Raw genomic sequence first — 18,139 nt, forward strand, 5'->3', positions numbered from 1 at the left:
CTAGCTCGCCGGATCGTACATGAATTCGCGCAGTTCCTGTGCGCAGCCGCAGGCTCGTGCGAGCTTCGCGGCCCATTTCACGGCCTCCTCGCGCGTCGGCAGTTCGAGCACCGTAAAGCCGCCACTGAGGCGGCTGCCCCGATAAATCTGCCCGGACACCGAGCCATCCGCGGAGACGAGCACGGGGGCGACCGGCTCGTTGACCCCGCCGGCGAAGACATAGACGCCGGCGGCCTTGGCCTCCTCGATCACGGCACGAGAATCGACGCCGGCGGCGGCCAGTTGCTCGTCCGTGAGCACCATCGCCTCGCTCGGAAAGGAGATGAGGTATTTCGTCATGTCGCGATGATGCGTTGCGGATCTGGCGGAGACAAGCGGATCGCTGCCGGTTTGGTTCTCATTGCGGTTATACCTGAAGCGGGCAGATGGCCGAGCGAGAAAACAGAACACTATCTCGACGCTCAGCGACGCCATAAGCTCGCTTGCGCATGTGAGCACGGAGCTTCCGGCCATGGATTGGCGGGCCTGGCACGAGAAGTACGACAGCCGGGATTCGCGGATGGCGCGGCGGCTGCGAACCGTTCAGGATCAAATTCGGTTCGTGCTCGACCACACCCGGTCCGGACCTTTTCGGGCCATCAGCCTGTGCGCGGGACAAGGACGCGATCTGCTCGAGGTCCTGGCTTGCCATCCAAAACGTGGCGACGTCCGGGCTCGCCTCGTGGAGCTCGACGAGCAGAACACGGCGGTCGCCGCGGAATTCGCGCGTGCCAACATGCTCGATCAGGTCGAGATCGTGACGGGCGATGCCTCGCTGACCGACCAGTACCGAAGTATGGCACCGGCGGATCTCGTGCTGATCTGCGGCCTGTTCGGCAACATCTCCGATGACGACATCAAGCGCACGATCGACGCCTGTCCGCAGCTATGCGCGACAGGCGGACATGTGATCTGGACCCGCCATCGCCGCACGCCCGACCGCGTGCCATCGATCTGCGAGCGCTTCGAAGCGCTCGGTTTCGACCAACGCTGGCTGTCCGGGGACGATACGGAACTGGGTGTCGGCGTGCACCGCTTCGCGGGGGCGCCTCGACCGCTCGAAACCGGGCGGAGCCTGTTCCGGTTCATCGGATACGACCGGCTCGTGAGCTGAGCGAGGCGGCGTCCGCATCGCGCGGCGGGCCATTCCGGTACACGTCTGGATGAGGTGGATTGTGCAGAACAGATCCGAAGCGGACATCTCACTCCAAGAAGCGCTTGCGGCCTTTCCCGCTCATCCCTGCCCGGGCTTCACAATCCGGCTCAGGCGGTTGTCGGTGAACATGTAGATCTCGCGGCCGCCAGGCTCGGAATAGAGTACCTGGACCTCACGCTGACCCTTGCCACTCTCGCCGACGAGCACGTCGGTCGGGCGCGCGCCCTTCAGCTTCACCAGTTCGCATTCGGTGATGCCGGGCGCAATCTCCTTCGGCAGCGGCCGGGTCGAGGGATCGAGCGAGGCACCGACGCTGCACTCGCCTTCGGGCGTCAGCACCGGCTCCTGCGTCGAGATGCCGGCACTGGCCGAGGCGGTCTTCGTCGTGGTGACGCCACCCCTCGTTTCGGACTGGAAGGCGAAACCGCCCATATCGACCGAGCAGCCGGCAAGGGCCGCGGTGCAGAGCAACAGAACAGGCAGTCTCACGCTTTCTTCTCCCAACGGCCGGCCTCGTCCTGCTGCCAGTAGCTGGCGGCATGGCCCGAGGCCCTGGCCTTCTTCCAATCCTCGCGAGCGGCGGCGAGCGCCTCGGGATCGTCGCCGTCGAATATCAGAACGACGCGCTCGTAGTCCTGCATTGCGTCGGGAATGCGGACCCCATCGGCACAGATCCGGACCTGAGCGGCGTTCGGATTATGCGCCTGCGTCGTCAGGACGACCGGATTTAACGCCGCATCCGCCTCCAGCGCCGTGACATGCGGCAGGAAGCTCTCGTCCGCATAGGTCCAGAGGTGGTCGTCGAGCACGCTCATGCGCTCCTGGCCACCGACCTGGACGACGACCTTCTGGCCGCGCGACAGCGCGCGGTCGAGAATCGTCGGCAGAACCTGCTCGAGCGGACGGGACTGCAGATGGAAGAACAGGATCTCGGCCATCGAAACCCTTTTCTCCTAACGGGTTACCGGCATTTCCGCAGAAAGCGAATCAGTCTTCGTAGTGATCCGCGATCAGCCGGTCGAGCAGGCGTACGCCCCAGCCCGGCCCCCAGGAGCGGTTGATCTCCGAATTCGCGGCAGCCATTCCGGTTCCCGCGATGTCGAGATGGGCCCATGGCGTGTCGTTGACATGGCGCTGCAGGAATTGCGCCGCCGTGATCGAGCCGCCATAGCGGCCGGCAGAGTTCTTCATGTCGGCGAATTTCGAGTCGATCAGCTTGTCGTAACCCTTGCCGAGCGGCATGCGCCAGACCGTCTCGCCCGTGGCTATGCCGGCCGCAGTCAGGCGCTGCGAGAGCTCGTCGTCATTGCTGAACAGGCCGGCATTCTCCTGGCCGAGCGCCACCATGATCGCGCCGGTCAGCGTCGCCAGGTTGATCATGAAACGTGGCGCGAAACGCTCCTGCGTGTACCAGAGCACATCTGCGAGCACGAGCCGGCCCTCGGCATCGGTATTGATGATCTCGATGGTCTGGCCCGAGAGCGAGGTGACGATGTCGCCCGGGCGCTGGGCATTGCCGTCGGGCATGTTTTCGACGAGGCCGATGACGCCGATGGCGTTGACCTTGGCCTTGCGGCCAGCCAATGCCTGCATCAGGCCGACGACGCAGGCCGCACCGGCCATGTCGCCCTTCATGTCCTCCATGCCGGCGCCCGGCTTCAGCGAGATGCCGCCGGTGTCGAAGGTGACGCCCTTGCCGATGAAGGCGACGGGTTTCTCGTCCTTCTTCGCACCGTTCCAGCGCATGATGACGACGCGGCTCTCGCGGCGCGAGCCCTGCCCGACGCCGAGCAGCGCGCGCATGCCGATCTTCTTCAGCGCCTTCTCGTCGAGTATCTCGATCTCGACGCCGAGCTTCTCGAGCTTGGCGGCACGGTCGGCGAACTCCTCGGGATAGAGCACGTTCGGCGGCTCATTGACGAGATCGCGCGCCTGCGTCACGCCGGCAGCGACCGCATCGGCCGCCTTGAAGGCCTTTTTCGCCGCAGACGGCTCAGCCATGCGCAAGGTGACCGTGAACGGCTCGGCCTCGTCCTTATCCTTGCTCTTGGTCTTGTAGCGATCGAAGGCATAGGCACGCAGCTTCAGGCCCAGCGCGATATCGGCGGCGTGCCTCGCCTGGATCGTGCCCTCCGGCATCGCGAGGACGACTTCCGCACTGCGGCCGGCACCGAGCCGTCCGGCGATGGCACCGCCCAGCTTGACGAAATCCAGCTTGGCGCGCTCGTCCTCGGGGCCGACGCCGACGACGATCAGGCGCTCGTAGGGCGAGCCCTCAGGGGACGGCAGCGTCAGTCCGGCCAGCGCCTTGCCCTTGAAACGATCCGCCGCGGCGGCCCGCGTCAGCAATGCCTGCGTCCCCTCGCCCGCCCATTCCCGCGCGGCTTCGGGCAGAGCCAGTTGGTCCGAAACGAGGATCACGAGGTCCTGCCCCTCGACGGCATCCAGGGCTTTGATCTCGAGCTTCAGGCGCTGCGACATGATCCGCTCACAATCTTGCGAAAATGGCTTGGAAAGAACAGTTGAAGGCAGGCAGCAAACGATTCCCGTTTGCGCCCTCGCCGCGCCTATACCATAGGGTGTGTCCGCCGAACCACCTCGGAGGGCTCACTCTCTCCAGCTCCGGAACCGACGCGTGCTTCTCAACCGCCTCGATCGCTATATCCTGAAGATCGCGGCGGTCGCAGCGATCGTGCTTCTACTCGGCCTGACCGGTGTGATCTGGGTCACGCAGGCGCTCCGCGAGGTCGATCTCATCACCGGCAAGGGTCAGACGATCCTGATCTTCCTGACCGTGACGCTGCTCTCGCTGCCGGCGCTGATCGCCGGCATCGCGCCGGTCGCGCTGTTCATGTCGACGCTCTACACGCTCAACAGGCTCAACGGCGATTCCGAGCTGATCGTAATGAACGCTGCCGGCGTGGCGCCGCAGCGCATCACGCGGCCCTTCCTCGTGCTCACGCTCGCGACATCGCTCATCGTCGCCTGGATGATGATCTCGGTCATGCCGGCGAGCTTTCGCATGCTGCGCGACCTGATCACATTGATCCGCGCCGATTTCGTCGCCAACGTGGTCAAGGAAGGCCAGTTCGTCTCGCTCGATTCCGGCGTGACCTTCCATTACCGCGAGAAGGTGGGCGATGCGCTGGTCGGCATCTTCATGCAGGATCGCCGCGACCCGGCGCAGCCGTCGATCTATCTCGCCGAGCGCGGCCGGACAGTCGAGGCCGAGGGCCAGAGCTTCCTGATGCTGGAAAAGGGCACGATCCAGCGCGAAACCAAGAACACCAGTACGACCTCGATCATCTCCTTCGAGCGTTATGCCCTGAACCTGTCGGCGCTCACAGGCGATTCCAGCGGCGGCCCCGGCGAGGGCGACGGCGACAAGGTGATCTACAAGCCGCGCGAACGCTCGACCTGGCAGCTCCTCCGGCAAAATCCGAACGAAGCCTATTACAAGATTCAGGAAGGCCGCTTCCGGGCGGAACTGCACAACCGGCTGTCGTCCCCTCTCTACCCTCTCGCCTTCATGCTGATCGCGTTTGCCGCCATCGGCGAGGCGCGCACCACCCGTCAGGGGCGCGCTCTGGCGATCCAGTCGGCGATCATGATCGTCGGCGCCACACGCATCGCCGCCTACGCCGCCTGGACCGCGAGCGTACGCTCGCCCTTCGCCGCCGCGCTGCTCTACATCCTGCCGATCCTGGCCATCGTCATGGCCACGGGTTTCATCTTCTACGGCGGACGGATTCAACCGGTCCTGGCCCGCCTGCTTGCCCCTCTCACAACGCCGCTGGTCAATCTCGCGGCCCGTTTCCGGCGCGCCTGATGCTCCTGTTCACGACTTTCGGCCGCTATCTGACGAAGCGTTTCACCCGCGCCATCCTCGGGGTGTTCAGCACGTTCTTCTTCCTGATCGGGACACTCGATTTCGTCGAATTGATGCGCCGCGCCGGGGATTCCCCGATCGCGACGACACCGCGCATCGTACAGCTCGCCCTGTTCCGGGTCCCCGCCGTGGCCGAGCAGATCTTCCCCTTCGCCGCGCTCTTCGGCGGCATGTTCGCGCTGCTGACGCTCAGCCGAAAGCTCGAGCTCGTCGTCGCCCGCTCGGTCGGCATCTCGGCCTGGCAGTTCCTGCAGCCCGCCGCGACGGTCGCAGGAGTGCTCGGGCTGATCTCGATCATGATCTACAACCCGGTCGCAGCCGAGTTGAAGCGGAAGGCCACGGCTCTGGAGACGCGGCTGTTCGTCCGCTCCGGCGGCAAATCCGCCCTCTCCAAGGAAATCTGGCTGAGGCAGCGCAGCGTCGACGGCCAAGCGATCATCCGCGCCGCCGGTGCCTTGCCCGACGAGGACGGCCTGTCCCAGGTCACCTTCTTCATCTTCAATCCGAACGGCAGCTTCAAGGAGCGAATCGATGCCCGGCAGGCCCTGCTGCGTCCGGGGCACTGGGAGCTCGCCGATGCGCGCTCCACCTCCGCCACGGAAGAGCCACAGAGCTATAAGAGCTACGTGCTCGCCACGACGCTGGAGCCGGAACAGATGCGCCAGAGCTTCACCCCACCCGACGCGGTGGGCTTCTGGTCCATGCCGGGCGTAATCGACCGGACACAGCGCGCCGGGCTCGATACCACCCCCTATGAGCTGCGCTATCAATCGCTTATGGCGCGCCCGCTGCTGCTGATCGCCATGGTGCTGGTGGCAGCATCCGTTTCTTTAAGATTTTTCAGATTTGGTGGTGTGACCAAACTGGTGATAGGTGGCGTCGCCGCCGGCTTCGTGCTCTATGTGGCGACACAACTGTCGGAGGAACTCGGATCGTCGGGAATCGTCAATCCGATCGTCGCGGCGTGGTTGCCTGCAGCATTGGGGGCAATGCTGGGAGCACTCGCCCTCCTCCATCAGGAAGATGGGTGAAACGTACTGTGCCTATGGTTAATTTCGAGTTTACGCGATGGGACCAGGAGTGAACCGGCTGGCACGCTTTGCGGCGGCGACGGCTCTCGCCTCCAGTCTGGCCTATCTGCTGGCCGGGCCGGCCCATGCCCAGAATCGGGTGGCCGGCGCGCAGCCCAAGCCTGCGGCCGCGGCTTCCACCAAGCCGCAGGACCGGATGGTCGTGGATGCGCGCGAACTCGTCTACGACAACGACAAGAAGACGGTCGCGGCCGTCGGCGACGTTCAGATCCTGTACCAGGGCCGGACGATCGAGGCCGATCGGGTCACCTACGACCAGGGCAACAAGCGCGTCACAGCCATCGGCAACGCCCGGATCACCGAAGCAAACGGCACGGTGATCACCGGCGACAAGTTCAACCTGACCGACGACTTCCGCGACGGCTTCATCGACTCGCTACGCGTCGTTAACCCGGACAAGACCCGTTTCTCGGCGCCACGCGCCGAGCGCACGGACGGCGAGACCTTCGTCTTCGAGAAGGGCATCTACACGGCCTGCGAATCCTGCAAGGACAACCCCGAGCGGCCGCCGCTCTGGCAGGTCCGCGCGGCACGGATCATCCACAAGAAGTCCGAGCAGACGATCTATTACGAGGATGCGCGCGTCGAGTTCGCCGGCATTCCGATGGCCTATATCCCGTATATGTCGGGCCCGGATTCGACGGTGAAGCGCAAGTCCGGCTTCCTGTCGCCGAAATTCGTCAATACCTCGGCGCTCGGCTACGGCGTCGGCCTGCCCTATTTCCTCAACCTGGCACCCAATTACGACCTGACGTTCACGCCAAGCTATTTCAGCCGCCAGGGCTTCCTGGGCCAGGCGGAATGGCGGCACCGCCTGATGAACGGCTCCTACACGATCCGGGCCTCGGGCATCTTCCAGCAGGACAAGAATGCCTTTCTGCCGAGCCCGCTCGGCCCGCGCGACAAGGAATTCCGCGGCTCGGTGGAAACGAACGGCAAGTTCTTCATCAATCCGCGCTGGACGGTCGGCTGGAACGCCGCAATGTCGACGGATCGCTGGTTCTACAAGAACTACCGGATCCGCAACGAGAGCCTCAGCACCACCACCTATCTGCAGGAATCGATCTCGACCGCCTATCTGAACGGCCAGAGCGAGAGCGCCTGGTTCGATCTGCGCGGCTACTACTTCCAGCCCCTGAACTACCAGGACTGGCAGAAGCAGCAGCCCGTCGTGCTGCCGGTTCTGGACTACGACAAGCGCGTCCACAAACCGTCCTTCCTCGGCGGCGAGCTCTCCTTCACCGCCAATATCACGAGCCTGACGCGCGACACCGCCGCTTTCGCCGAATTGCCGCAGCAGAAGACCTACCTGGTCACGACGCCGAGCTACTCGCTCTATGACGGCTGCGCCGTCTACGACAAGAACCGCTGCCTCGTGCGCGGCCTGGCGGGCAATGTCTCCCGGGCGACGGCCCAGGTTTCCTGGCGGCGCAACTTCATCGACCCGATCGGCCAGATGTGGACGCCCTACGCCTCGGTGCGGGCCGACATCTTCTCGGTCAATCCCGACACCACCGGGCCGATCAACTCGCGCGTCGCGACCATCGCCGACACCTCGGACGAGGTCTTCGGCCGGGTGATGCCTGCGATCGGGCTGATGTATCGGTATCCGTTCGTCGCCAAGACGGACTGGGGAACCCATATCATCGAGCCGGTCGCGCAGATCGTCGCCCGCCCGAACGAGACCAACAGCCTGCGCGTCGCCAACGAGGACGCGCAGAGTCTCGTCTTCGACGCCAACAACCTGTTCGAGTGGAGCGGAAAGTTCTCCGGCTTCGACCGCGTGGAGGGCGGTACCCGCGCGAATGTCGGGGCGCTCTATACCGGGCGCTTCGGCAAGGAAGCCTTCGCCAACCTGCTGCTGGGCCAGTCCTTCCAGCTCGGCGGACGCAATTCCTTCGCCAGCGGCGACCTGCTCAATACCGGCCTGAACTCCGGCCTCGAGACCCGCAGCTCCGACTATGTCGCGCGTGCCCAGGTGTCGCCCTTCAAAGGCTTCTTCCTGACCGGCGCGACCCGCCTCAACGCGACGACCTTCGAAGCCCAGCGGATCGACGCCGCCGCGACGTATGCCAACAGCGTCATCACCGCCTCGGTCGGCTATGGGCGCTACGAGCCGCAACCCGATCTCGGCATTCAACGCCGCCGTGAAGGCCTTTCACTCAACGGCTCGCTGCGCGTCGCCGAGAACTGGCGCGTGCGCGCAGGCGTGCTGTTCGACCTGGACAAGTACAAATACGACCGCGAGATGTACCGGACCGCTTATGCGTCCTATCTTGCCGCTCCGACGGTCGCCGCCGTGCCGGTCTATCCGAATACCGGCCCGTTCCAGACGGCCTCGACCTCGTTCGGGCTCAACTATACGGACGAGTGCACGATCTTCGACATCAGCTACTCGCAGAGCTACGCTGATCGCCAGGCCGGGGCGACGAAGGATACGCGCACGGTCATGTTCCGCCTCGAGCTGCGTACGCTCGGCGAGATCAGCTACTCGCAGAATCTCGGTTCGAGCTCGAGTGACGGTGTCGGCTCGAACTGAAGCAATTCCGCGGTCCGTGAGGCTGGGAGCTTTCTCCCCGCCGCTCTCGGGTTTTTCCGTAATTCTCCCAATTGCGGAAAAGCCCTGCATTCCTGTCTGTCGCAGTGCCTTCGCGCGAACCGGTGGCCGGTTAGCCTGAAAATGCTCAGTCTTCACCCTGGCCCGCAGCGACGGGCCAGCTTCCTCTTCGAGGCGCGGAGTTCGTCTTGCCGGCAACGCCGCTCGCATTGACACAAGGAGATCCCGCCGGGATCGGACCGGAGCTGACGCTGCGCGCCTGGCTGGAGCGCCGCGAACGCGCGCTTCCGCCTTTCGCCTGTATCGCCGATCCCGGCCATCTCGCCGATATCGCCCGCCAGCTCGGCTGGAGCGTTCCGCTGCGCCTCTGCGACTGGGGCGAGGTCCGCGCGAGCTTTGCCGAAGCGCTGCCCGTCATCCCGCTCGCGCCTGATGCGGGCAGGGTCGTTCCGGGCAAGCCCGATGCGGCCACGGCCGCCGGCACGATCGCCTCCATCGACCGGGCAGTCGAGGCGGCCCGCCACGGTGATGTCGCGGCCGTCGTAACGAATCCAATCGCCAAATCAGTGCTTTACAGCGCCGGCTTCAAGCATCCCGGCCATACCGAATATCTGGCGCATCTTGCAGCCCGGGACGGCGTCGAGCCACGTCCCGTGATGATGCTCTGGTGCGAGGAGCTCGCCGTCGTGCCGGTCACGATCCACGAGCCGCTGCGACGCGTGCCGGAGCTGCTGACCACCGCGTTGATCGTCGAGACCGGCCGGATCGTCGCGGCGGAGCTGCGCAGCCGGTTCGGCATCGCCGCGCCGAAGCTCGCGATCAGCGGGCTCAACCCCCATGCCGGGGAGAACGGCACGATGGGCCATGAAGATGCGGCGATCGTCGCGCCCGCCATCGCCCAGTTGCGAGCAGAAGGCATCGACGCCCGCGGCCCCTATCCCGCCGACACGATGTTCCATGCGCGGGCTCGCGCCGGCTATGACGCGGCGCTTGCGATGTATCACGACCAGGCCCTGATCCCGATCAAGACGATCGCCTTCGACGAGGGGGTGAACGTCACGCTCGGCCTGCCCTTCATCCGGACCTCGCCGGACCACGGCACGGCCTTCGATATCGCGGGCCGGGGCGTCGCTCGGCCGGACAGCCTCTGCGCTGCCCTGAAGCTCGCGGCCCGCATGGCCGAGCGCGCCGCCACGGACCCTACCTCATGAGCCAGATCGACGACCTGCCGCCGCTGCGCGAGGTGGTGGAGCGCCATGGCCTGATGGCGCAGAAGGCGCTCGGCCAGAATTTCCTGTTCGACCTCAACCTGACGAGCCGCATCGCGCGCTCTGCCGGGCCGCTGGAGGGCCAGACGGTGGTCGAGATCGGCCCTGGTCCCGGCGGGTTGACGCGGGCGCTGCTGGCCAATGGCGCCGGGCGCGTCATCGCGATCGAGCGCGACCGACGCTGCCTGCCGGCGCTCGCCGAAATCGCGGCGCATTATCCGGGCCGGCTCGAGGTCGTCGACGGCGATGCGCTCGCAGTCGATCTGACACCCCATCTCGGTGGCGGGCGGGCGCGGATCGTCGCCAACCTGCCCTATAATATCGGCACGCCCCTGCTGGTCGGTTGGCTGAGCCTGGAACCCTGGCCCTCCTGGTGGGATTCGCTGACGCTGATGTTCCAGCGCGAAGTGGCCGAGCGCATCGTCGCCTCGCCCGAGGAGCGGGCCGACTATGGCCGCCTTGCGGTGCTGTCGAACTGGCGCTGCGAGACCAGGATCCTGTTCGACGTGCCGCGCAGCGCCTTCGTGCCGCCGCCGAAGATCACCTCGTCGATCGTGCAATTGATCCCGCGTGCCCAGCCGGAGCCCTGCGACCGGCGACTGCTGGAGCGCATAACGCTTGCAGCCTTCGGCCAGCGCCGCAAGATGCTGCGACAGAGCCTGAAGGCTGTGCTGCCGGACCCGTCGGCAATCATCGCCGCTGCCGGCCTCGCCGAGACGGCGCGCGCCGAGGAGATCCCGGTCCCGGGCTTCGTGCGGCTGGCGAATGCGCTCGCCGCGCAGCGCTAGGGGATTGTGAGCGCTTGCTGGAGCGCGTCTGATCGCAACCACCCTTGTCATTCCGGGGCGCGCCGCAGGAGCGAACCCGGAATGACAAGGGTCGCAGCGCCCTGCTGATCAGGGCAGCTGTTCGGTCAGGAGCTGGTCGACGAAATCGTTGAGGCCGACGGCACGGCTGCGCTTCAGGCGCTCGGCCGTCAGGATCGCCTTGATCTGCTCGTAGGCCGTTTGAAGGTCGTGATTGACGATGACGTAGTCGTACTGGCTCCAGCGCGCGATCTCGTCCCGGGCATTGGCGAGGCGCTTGACGATCACGTCCTCGGCATCCTCGGCTCGGCGGATCAGGCGCGAGCGCAACTCCGCCATCGAGGGCGGCAGAATGAAGATGGTGACCACGTCGGCCCGCGCCTTCTTCACGATCTGCTGGGTGCCCTGCCAGTCGATGTCGAAGAGCACGTCGCGCCCGGCCGCCAGCGAGGCCTCGACCTCCTTGCGCGGCGTGCCGTAGCCGTTGCCATGGACCTCCGCCCATTCCAGCAGGTCGTTATGCTGGCGCATGGTGTCGAAGGCCGCGCGGTCGATGAAACGGTAATGCACGCCCTCGATCTCGGAGGGGCGCTTGGTGCGGGTCGTGACCGAGATCGACAGGTCGAGATTATTCTCGCTCTTGAGATTGCGGGTGAGCGTCGTCTTGCCGGCGCCGGAGGGCGAGGACAGGATCAGCATGAGGCCGCGGCGGGCCGGGTGAAGGGTCTCGGCCATCGGGCTCACTCTACGTTCTGAACCTGCTCGCGCATCTGGTCGACGACCGTGCGGAGCTCGAGCCCGATGCGCGACAGGCCGGGATCATTGGCCTTGGCGCAGAGCGTCGAAGCCTCGCGGCCGAATTCCTGCGAGAGGAAGTCGAGCTTGCGGCCGATCGGCCCGCCCTTGGCCAGCAATTCGCGCAAAGCGTCGACATGGGCGTGCAGGCGGTCGATCTCCTCGCGGATATCGGCGCGCACGGCAATCAGCGCCGCCTCCTGATGGAGGCGCTGCGGATCGAAACCGTTACTCGCTCCCAGAAGCGCCTCGACCTGTGCCGCGATCCGGGCGCGGATCGCCTCACTGCTGCGGGCGGGGTGCTGTTCCGCTTCACCGGCGAGCCGGGCGATGGTTTCGAGATGCCCGAGAACTATGGTTTCCAGCGCGCGGCCCTCGGCAGCACGTGCTTCCTTCAGAGCTGCGGTGACAGCTTCGAGGCCGGCAAGCGCCGGAGCCTCGACTGCGCCCAGCACATCCTGCGCCTCGTCGGCATAGTCGACGACCCCCCGAATCCCGAGCAGCCCGTCATAGGAAGGCGGATTGATGCCGGCGGCCGGCGGGAGCCGCTCCACAGCCTCGAGCAAGGCGGCCAGAACGGCCTCGTTGACGCGCGGGCGCGGAGGACCGGCATCACTGGTGACCGCGAGATTGACGTGCAGCGTTCCGCGCGAGAAGGCGGCGCCCAGCTTCTTGCGGGCCGCCTCGGCAAGAACCTCGAAGCCGGGCGGGACACGGACACGCAGATCAAGCCCGCGCCCGTTGACGCTGCGGATTTCCCAGGCCCAACCATGGGCGCCGGCCGTCCCTGCTTCACGGGCAAACCCCGTCATGCTCTCGATGGCCATTGTCCCTGCCGCCTTCGTTCAAGATCGGCGGGACCGTAGTGGCGCGCCCCCGCGACAGCAAGCGCCTCGCAGCGGGAAAATGGGGATGGCGCGCCTTGCGGGCCTGCAGTTCAGGGCTTGAGCTGCGGCACCTGCTTCGGCGAATTCAGGTCGAAGCTCTTGTTGAGCAGCGGATCCCGCACCGTCCCCTCCGAAGCATCGAAGGCGCGAGCCCGTGTTCCGGCGACCGTCCCGGTCGGCTGAGCGACGGCCGATCCGGCATTGTCGGCTGCCGGCTGCGTCGTCGCGGGAGCCTCGGTACGGTTGTCGGGGCCGGCCGGCGGCTCGACCTTGTCGACACTGTCGGCGGGAGGCTTGCCGCCCTGCTGCTGCGAACGCGTCGTCTCGATCTGGCGCCAGCGCCCGACATTGCGGTTATGCTGTTCCAGGGTCTCGGCGAAGGCATGGCCGCCGCTGCCATCCGCGACGAAATAGAGTTCCTTGGTCCGCGAATGGTTGACCACCGCCTCCATGGCGGCGCGGCCCGGATTGGCGATCGGTCCCGGCGGCAGGCCGCTGATGACATAGGTGTTGTAGGGCGTCGCCTGCGTGATCTCGTTGCGCTGGATCGGCCGCCCAAGGGTGCCCTTGCCGCCAACCAGGCCATAGACGATCGTCGGATCGGATTGCAGCCGCATCTTCTGGTTCAGGCGGTTAATGAAGACGCCGGCGACGCGCGGGCGTTCGTCGGCGCGGCCGGTCTCCTTCTCGACGATCGAAGCGAGAATCACGAGTTCCTGCGGCGTCTTGATCGGCAGGTCGGCCGGCTTCCTGGCCCAGATCCGCTCCAGAACCACGTTCTGGTCCCGGGCCATGCGGTCCAAGATGGCCTTGCGCGAGAAGCCACGCGGGAAGCGATAGGTATCGGGCAGGATCGAGCCCTCCTTCGGCACCTGCGCGATCTCGCCGGTCAGCAACTCGTTATTGCGCAAGCGCTCGACGATCTGTTCGCTCGTCAACCCCTCCGGAACCGTGATCGAATGCTCGACCACCTTTCCGCTGGAAATGATGCCGAGGATTTCCTGCGGGCTGACACGCGCCTTGAACAGGTACTCTCCGGCCTGAAGCTTGTGCCAGTCGCCGCCCATGATCGCGGAGACGCGGAAGCTGAGCGGGTGCTCGATCAGGCCTTCCCGCTGCAGCAATTCGGTGATCTCGGTAAGCCCGCTTTCCTTCGGAATGATGAGGGTGCGATCGCTGGCGAGAGGCCCCGGAGCCCTGCTCTGGTTCGAGACGATCGCGATGCCGGCTCCAACCACGCCCGCACCGACGAGTGCGATCGTGAACAGCCCGCTGAGCATCGACAGGAAAGGACTGCGCCGGCGGCGACGGACCTTGGGCGGCGGCGCAGGCGGCGCTACGGGCTTGAGGGCCTCGCTCGGACTTTTCGGGGCGACGCGGGGCGTATCATTCACGATCAAGACGCTCGCAGCACGGGGTAGATGATCTCGGCGCGGTAAAACTGGACCGCGCCTGCCGGAGTGGGCTTGCAGCCGCACCAACGCCGGACGGTCGCATTAGAGCCGGTTTCCTTGCGGCTGTGAACGCGGAATCACGCATTCGGCCGCAGCTACCGCGAACTCTACCCAAGATTATGGCGAAACCGCGCTGTGTCGCGGCGGCTCACTGTTCGGGTCGGTAGCGCCGCATCACCAGCGAGGCATTGGTCCCGCCGAAGCCGAACGAATTCGATAGCGCGTAGTCGATCTCGCGCTTGCGGGCGACATGCGGCACCAGATCGATCTCGGTCTCGACGGAAGGGTTGTCGAGATTGATCGTCGGCGGCGCAACCTGATCGCGAATCGCGAGCACGGTGAAGATCGCCTCGATCGCGCCGGCAGCGCCAAGCAGATGGCCGGTCGCCGACTTGGTCGAAGACATGGACGGGCGCCTGGGCGCATTGGCCAGCAGGCGCTCGACAGCGCGCAGCTCGATCTCGTCGCCGAGCGGCGTCGAGGTGCCGTGGGCATTGATGTAGTCGAGGTCGGAAGCCGTGATGCCGGCGCGATCGAGCGCGGCCTGCATGCAACGATAGGCGCCGTCGCCATCCTCGGAGGGCGAGGTGATGTGATAGGCGTCGCCCGACATTCCGTAGCCGACGACTTCGGCGTAGATACGTGCACCGCGGGCCAGAGCGTGTTCGAGCTCCTCGAGCACAAGCACCCCGGCACCCTCGCCCATCACGAAGCCGTCGCGGTCCTTGTCATAGGGGCGCGAGGCCTTTTCAGGCGTGTCATTGAAACTGGTGGAAAGCGCGCGGCAGGCGCAGAAGCCTGCGATGCCGATGCGGTTGATCGCCGATTCGGCGCCACCGGCCACCATCACCTCGGCATCGCCCAGCGCGATCATGCGGGCGGCGTCGCCGACGGCATGCGCACCGGTCGAGCAGGCGGTCACGACGGCATGGTTCGGGCCTTTCAGCCCGTGCTCGATCGAGACGTAGCCCGCCGCCAGATTGCTCAGGCGGCCGGGAATGAAGAACGGCGAGAGGCGGCGCGGGCCGCGCTCCTTGAGCAGGAGCGAGGCGTCGTAGATGCCGCCGAGCCCACCGATGCCGGAGCCGATGGCGACGCCGGTCCGGATCTGGTCCTCGTAGCTTTCCGGCTTCCAGCCGGCGTCCTGCAACGCCTGCGTGGCAGCAGCCATGGCGAAGACGATGAAATCGTCGACCTTGCGCTGCTCCTTCGGCTCCATCCAGTCGTCGGGATTGAACGTCCCGTCGCTGCCGTCACCCCGCGGGATGTTGCAGGCGATCCGCGCCGGCAGGTCGCTGGCGTCGAAGCTGGTGATGGGGCCGGCGCCGCTGGCACCGGCCAGAAGCCGCGACCAGGTCGGCTCGACGCCGCAGGCAAGCGGCGTCACCATGCCGAGTCCGGTCACGACGACACGCCGCATCGGATAACTACGAGAAGCCATGGCTCTTTCTGCGTGGACCGACCGAAAGGCCGATCAGGCGCTCTTCGACGACAGGAACTTGACGGCGTCGCCGACGGTCACGATCGTCTCCGCGGCATCGTCCGGGATTTCGACGCCGAACTCTTCCTCGAAGGCCATCACGAGCTCGACGGTGTCGAGGCTGTCCGCGCCCAGGTCCTCGATGAAGTTGGCGCCGTCGACGACCTTGTCGGCCTCAACGCCGAGGTGCTCGACCACGATCTTCTTCACGCGCTCGGCAACATCGCTCATGGGTCTCTTCCTTAGACTTAGAAACTGAAAACGCATCGCAGGGATGCGACGCGGTGGAGGGATCTCATTCCGAGCCGCCGCGCCATCTGATGATGTCCGCGATCCGGAAAGCTCGAAGCCTGCACAAACGCAACAACCGAGGTTTCGTCAAGTCCCCTCGGATCGCCCAGCGCCAGCGCGACGGCGCTAGTTAACATACCCCTCAAGGGCTGGCGAGTGTGACGCAAACTTATGAAAACCGATCTGAAACTGGCGCTAACGCACCTAGATCATTGCCATTCCGCCATTGACGTGCAGCGTCTGCCCGGTCACGTAGCCAGCCTCGGTGCTGGCCAGAAAGGCCACGGCCGCGGCCACATCCGTACCCTGGCCGAGCCGCCCCATCGGCACGCCCGAGAGAATGCCCTCGCGCTGCTTGTCATTGAGAGCTTGCGTCATCGGCGACTCGATGAAGCCCGGCGCGACCACGTTGACCGTGATGTTGCGGCTCGCGACCTCGGCGGCGAGCGCCTTGGACATGCCGATCAGGCCGGCCTTGGCGGCGGCATAATTGCCCTGACCGGGATTGCCGGTCGTGCCGACGACGGAGCCGATCGCGACGATTCGGCCGTAGCGCCGGCGCATCATCGATTTGACGGCCGCGCGCGACAAGCGGAACGCCGCGGTCAGATTGACCGCGAGCACGCTGTCCCAGTCCTCGTCCTTGAGGCGCATGAACAGGCTGTCGCGGGTGATACCGGCATTGTTGACGAGAATGTCGAGCCCGCCGAGCTTCTCCTCGGCCGTCGGTACCAGCGCCTCGACCGAATCCTTATCGGAGAGATTGCAGGGCGCGATCACCACGCGCTCGCCAAGCTCGGCAGCCAGCGCCTCCAGGGCTTCCGCGCGCGTGCCGGAGATCGCGACGCTGGCGCCCTGCGCATGCAGCGTCCGGGCGATGGCTCCGCCGAGGCCGCCGGTCGCACCGGTGACCAGGGCCTTGCGGCCGGTCAGATCAAACATGTTCGCTCCCCTTGTTCGGCATCCTGCCGCTGCAGCCCATCCTGGGTTTCTGCGCTTATGCGTTACGGCCCTTGTAAGCCGCGATGTCCTCAGCCGTGCCGATCGAGACCGGAGTCACGCCCGCGACGATGCGCTTGACGAGGCCAGCCAGCACCTTGCCGCTGCCGGCCTCGACGAAATCGCCGACGCCCGCGGCAGCCATCGCCTGCACGCATTCGCGCCAACGCACCGTGCCGGTGACCTGAGCGACGAGCGAGGCCCGAATCGCATCCGGATCGCTCAGCGGCGCGGCGCCGACATTGGCGACGACCGGCACGACCGGCGCCCGCATCGAGACCTGGGCGAGGGCATCACGCATCGCGTCGGCCGCCGGTTGCATCAGGGCGCAATGGAAAGGCGCGGAAACAGGCAGCAGCATGGCGCGCTTCACGCCGCGCTCACCTGCCAGCGCGATGGCGCGTTCGATCGCCGCCTTGGCGCCGGACAGCACGACCTGCCCCCCGCCATTGTCGTTGGCGGCTTCGCAGACCTCGCCCTGGGCCGCCGCTACAGCGATCTCGCGGGCGAGATCGAGCTCGGCCCCGAGCAGAGCGGCCATCGCGCCCTGTCCGGCCGGCACGGCCTTCTGCATGGCGTCGCCGCGGATGCGCAGCAGGCGGGCGGCATCGCTGATCGAGAAGGTACCGGCGGCGGCCAGCGCCGAATACTCGCCGAGCGAATGACCGGCGACGAAGGCGGCGTCACGCTTGAGATCGAGTCCGGCCTCGGCCTCCAGCACGCGCACCACCGCGAGGCTGACGGCCATCAGCGCCGGCTGGGCGTTGGCGGTCAGGGTCAGCTCCTCGGAAGGACCGTCCCACATCACGGTGGAGAGTTTCTGCGACAGGGCCGCATCGACCTCGTCGAACACCGACTTCGCGACGGAGAAGTTATCGGCAAGGCTCTTGCCCATGCCGACGGCCTGCGAACCCTGGCCCGGGAAGATGAAGGCTGTGGTCATGCGCGGAACGCCTCGTTCTTCACTACTTATGTATTATGACGCGGCTGTCACATCGGTTTAACTGCCAAGTCAAGCACAGCGCCCATCTTTTCGGCCGGATGGGCCGTCTTCCACATCAGATTCCGGTTGCCATGGCGCGCCGGACACTGTAACGACCGCCTTCTGCTTGTTCGGCCGGAGGCTGAACGGATGGCGCATGTCCGAAAGGACCGGCGCAGGCTCGTTTCCCGAACCGTCATCCCGTGTCTCCGCCTTCGATGAAATCCTGTCGGGCCTTTTCCAGGGCTCGGAGGGCTCCGCGCCGGGCGAAGCAGGGTGAAACCAAGGAAGGCCAGATATGGCATTGTACGAGCATGTGCTGCTCGCGCGGCAGGATGTCAGCGCGCAGCAGGTCGAAGCCCTCGTCGAGCAGTTCAAGGGCGTGATCGAAGCGAATGGCGGCGCCATCCGCAAGGTCGAGTACTGGGGCGTCAAGTCCCTCGGC

Annotated in this window: 18 protein-coding genes; 7 read left to right on the forward strand and 11 right to left on the reverse strand. The window is 65.9% G+C overall.

What is annotated here, in order from left to right; genetic code table 11:
* Nucleotides 1-339 (reverse strand): YciI family protein, encoded by a 339-nt coding sequence (locus J0I42_RS13645; RefSeq protein WP_291655506.1) that lies wholly within the window; start codon nt 337-339, stop codon nt 1-3.
* A gap of 172 nt (nt 340-511) precedes the next feature.
* Here J0I42_RS13645 and J0I42_RS13650 point away from each other — a divergent pair, with 172 nt between their 5' ends.
* Entirely contained in the window at nt 512-1,153 is a 642-nt protein-coding gene (locus J0I42_RS13650; RefSeq protein WP_291655507.1) for a class I SAM-dependent methyltransferase, read from the forward strand.
* A 120-nt stretch (nt 1,154-1,273) separates the two neighbouring features.
* Here the strand turns inward: J0I42_RS13650 and J0I42_RS13655 are convergent, their stop codons facing one another.
* From J0I42_RS13655 to J0I42_RS13665, 3 genes are read right to left on the reverse strand one after another with little or no spacing between them, the layout of a single operon-like run.
* The gene (locus J0I42_RS13655; protein ID WP_291655508.1) at nt 1,274-1,684 is read right to left on the reverse strand and encodes a hypothetical protein; all 411 of its coding nucleotides are present in this window, start codon (nt 1,682-1,684) and stop codon (nt 1,274-1,276) included.
* Nucleotides 1,681-2,133 (reverse strand): DNA polymerase III subunit chi, encoded by a 453-nt coding sequence (locus J0I42_RS13660; protein ID WP_291655509.1) that lies wholly within the window; start codon nt 2,131-2,133, stop codon nt 1,681-1,683. Before J0I42_RS13660 ends, J0I42_RS13655 begins: the two co-directional genes overlap by 4 nt.
* A gap of 49 nt (nt 2,134-2,182) precedes the next feature.
* Nucleotides 2,183-3,676: a leucyl aminopeptidase gene (locus J0I42_RS13665; protein ID WP_291655510.1), complete on the reverse strand. Its 1,494-nt coding sequence runs from the start codon at nt 3,674-3,676 to the stop codon at nt 2,183-2,185.
* Between the two features lie 154 nt (nt 3,677-3,830).
* Between J0I42_RS13665 and lptF the strand changes: the two genes are divergently transcribed.
* The 5 genes from lptF (at nt 3,831) to rsmA (ending at nt 10,788) form a co-directional block, all read left to right on the forward strand.
* A complete protein-coding gene (lptF, locus tag J0I42_RS13670) occupies nt 3,831-5,024 on the forward strand; it encodes an LPS export ABC transporter permease LptF (protein ID WP_291655511.1) in 1,194 nt (397 codons plus the stop codon).
* Nucleotides 5,024-6,115: an LPS export ABC transporter permease LptG gene (lptG, locus tag J0I42_RS13675; RefSeq protein WP_291655512.1), complete on the forward strand. Its 1,092-nt coding sequence runs from the start codon at nt 5,024-5,026 to the stop codon at nt 6,113-6,115. The genes lptF and lptG overlap by 1 nt, the downstream gene beginning before the upstream one ends.
* Before the next feature lie 37 nt (nt 6,116-6,152).
* Nucleotides 6,153-8,714 carry an LPS-assembly protein LptD gene (locus J0I42_RS13680; protein WP_291655513.1) on the forward strand — a complete coding sequence of 854 codons (2,562 nt, stop codon included), beginning with the start codon at nt 6,153-6,155 and terminating at the stop codon, nt 8,712-8,714.
* A gap of 206 nt (nt 8,715-8,920) precedes the next feature.
* Nucleotides 8,921-9,943, forward strand: coding sequence for a 4-hydroxythreonine-4-phosphate dehydrogenase PdxA (pdxA, locus tag J0I42_RS13685; RefSeq protein ID WP_291655514.1), 1,023 nt, complete (start codon nt 8,921-8,923; stop codon nt 9,941-9,943).
* Nucleotides 9,940-10,788, forward strand: coding sequence for a 16S rRNA (adenine(1518)-N(6)/adenine(1519)-N(6))-dimethyltransferase RsmA (gene rsmA, locus J0I42_RS13690; RefSeq protein WP_291655515.1), 849 nt, complete (start codon nt 9,940-9,942; stop codon nt 10,786-10,788). Before pdxA ends, rsmA begins: the two co-directional genes overlap by 4 nt.
* A gap of 108 nt (nt 10,789-10,896) precedes the next feature.
* Here rsmA and gmk read toward each other — a convergent pair whose 3' ends face one another.
* The 7 genes from gmk to fabD all read right to left on the reverse strand — a co-directional run bounded on the left by gmk (nt 10,897) and on the right by fabD (nt 17,655).
* The gene (gmk, locus tag J0I42_RS13695) at nt 10,897-11,541 is read right to left on the reverse strand and encodes a guanylate kinase (protein ID WP_291655516.1); all 645 of its coding nucleotides are present in this window, start codon (nt 11,539-11,541) and stop codon (nt 10,897-10,899) included.
* Between the two features lie 5 nt (nt 11,542-11,546).
* Nucleotides 11,547-12,428, reverse strand: coding sequence for a YicC/YloC family endoribonuclease (locus J0I42_RS13700; RefSeq protein ID WP_291655517.1), 882 nt, complete (start codon nt 12,426-12,428; stop codon nt 11,547-11,549).
* A gap of 110 nt (nt 12,429-12,538) precedes the next feature.
* The gene (gene mltG, locus J0I42_RS13705) at nt 12,539-13,882 is read right to left on the reverse strand and encodes an endolytic transglycosylase MltG (RefSeq protein WP_291655518.1); all 1,344 of its coding nucleotides are present in this window, start codon (nt 13,880-13,882) and stop codon (nt 12,539-12,541) included.
* Nucleotides 13,883-14,090: 208 nt separating this feature from the next.
* Nucleotides 14,091-15,362, reverse strand: coding sequence for a beta-ketoacyl-ACP synthase II (gene fabF, locus J0I42_RS13710; protein ID WP_291655531.1), 1,272 nt, complete (start codon nt 15,360-15,362; stop codon nt 14,091-14,093).
* 54 nt (nt 15,363-15,416) lie between these two features.
* Nucleotides 15,417-15,653, reverse strand: coding sequence for an acyl carrier protein (locus tag J0I42_RS13715; protein ID WP_061968116.1), 237 nt, complete (start codon nt 15,651-15,653; stop codon nt 15,417-15,419).
* A 264-nt stretch (nt 15,654-15,917) separates the two neighbouring features.
* Complete coding sequence (gene fabG / locus J0I42_RS13720) at nt 15,918-16,655, reverse strand: 3-oxoacyl-[acyl-carrier-protein] reductase (protein ID WP_291655521.1); 738 nt, start codon at nt 16,653-16,655, stop codon at nt 15,918-15,920.
* A 55-nt stretch (nt 16,656-16,710) separates the two neighbouring features.
* Entirely contained in the window at nt 16,711-17,655 is a 945-nt protein-coding gene (gene fabD / locus J0I42_RS13725; protein WP_291655522.1) for an ACP S-malonyltransferase, read from the reverse strand.
* A 337-nt stretch (nt 17,656-17,992) separates the two neighbouring features.
* Between fabD and J0I42_RS13730 the strand changes: the two genes are divergently transcribed.
* Nucleotides 17,993-18,139: 30S ribosomal protein S6 (locus tag J0I42_RS13730; protein WP_291655532.1), on the forward strand; the 147-nt coding region annotated here is incomplete at its 3' end.

This window comes from Allobosea sp. (assembly GCF_017308015.1).
In the GTDB taxonomy this organism is placed as follows: Bacteria; Pseudomonadota; Alphaproteobacteria; order Rhizobiales; family Beijerinckiaceae; genus Allobosea.

Excerpts from the sequence above, each read along its gene's own strand:
- J0I42_RS13650 (WP_291655507.1), top strand. The coding sequence starts at position 512 with ATGGATTGGCGGGCCTGGCACGAGAAGTACGACAGCCGGGATTCGCGG.
- J0I42_RS13665 (WP_291655510.1), bottom strand. The coding sequence starts at position 3,676 with ATGTCGCAGCGCCTGAAGCTCGAGATCAAAGCCCTGGATGCCGTCGAG.
- J0I42_RS13645 (WP_291655506.1), bottom strand. The coding sequence starts at position 339 with ATGACGAAATACCTCATCTCCTTTCCGAGCGAGGCGATGGTGCTCACG.
- J0I42_RS13680 (WP_291655513.1), top strand. The coding sequence starts at position 6,153 with ATGGGACCAGGAGTGAACCGGCTGGCACGCTTTGCGGCGGCGACGGCT.
- J0I42_RS13660 (WP_291655509.1), bottom strand. The coding sequence starts at position 2,133 with ATGGCCGAGATCCTGTTCTTCCATCTGCAGTCCCGTCCGCTCGAGCAG.
- fabF (WP_291655531.1), bottom strand. The coding sequence starts at position 15,362 with ATGCGGCGTGTCGTCGTGACCGGACTCGGCATGGTGACGCCGCTTGCC.
- gmk (WP_291655516.1), bottom strand. The coding sequence starts at position 11,541 with ATGGCCGAGACCCTTCACCCGGCCCGCCGCGGCCTCATGCTGATCCTG.
- J0I42_RS13700 (WP_291655517.1), bottom strand. The coding sequence starts at position 12,428 with ATGGCCATCGAGAGCATGACGGGGTTTGCCCGTGAAGCAGGGACGGCC.
- J0I42_RS13715 (WP_061968116.1), bottom strand. The coding sequence starts at position 15,653 with ATGAGCGATGTTGCCGAGCGCGTGAAGAAGATCGTGGTCGAGCACCTC.
- fabG (WP_291655521.1), bottom strand. The coding sequence starts at position 16,655 with ATGTTTGATCTGACCGGCCGCAAGGCCCTGGTCACCGGTGCGACCGGC.
- lptG (WP_291655512.1), top strand. The coding sequence starts at position 5,024 with ATGCTCCTGTTCACGACTTTCGGCCGCTATCTGACGAAGCGTTTCACC.
- fabD (WP_291655522.1), bottom strand. The coding sequence starts at position 17,655 with ATGACCACAGCCTTCATCTTCCCGGGCCAGGGTTCGCAGGCCGTCGGC.
- rsmA (WP_291655515.1), top strand. The coding sequence starts at position 9,940 with ATGAGCCAGATCGACGACCTGCCGCCGCTGCGCGAGGTGGTGGAGCGC.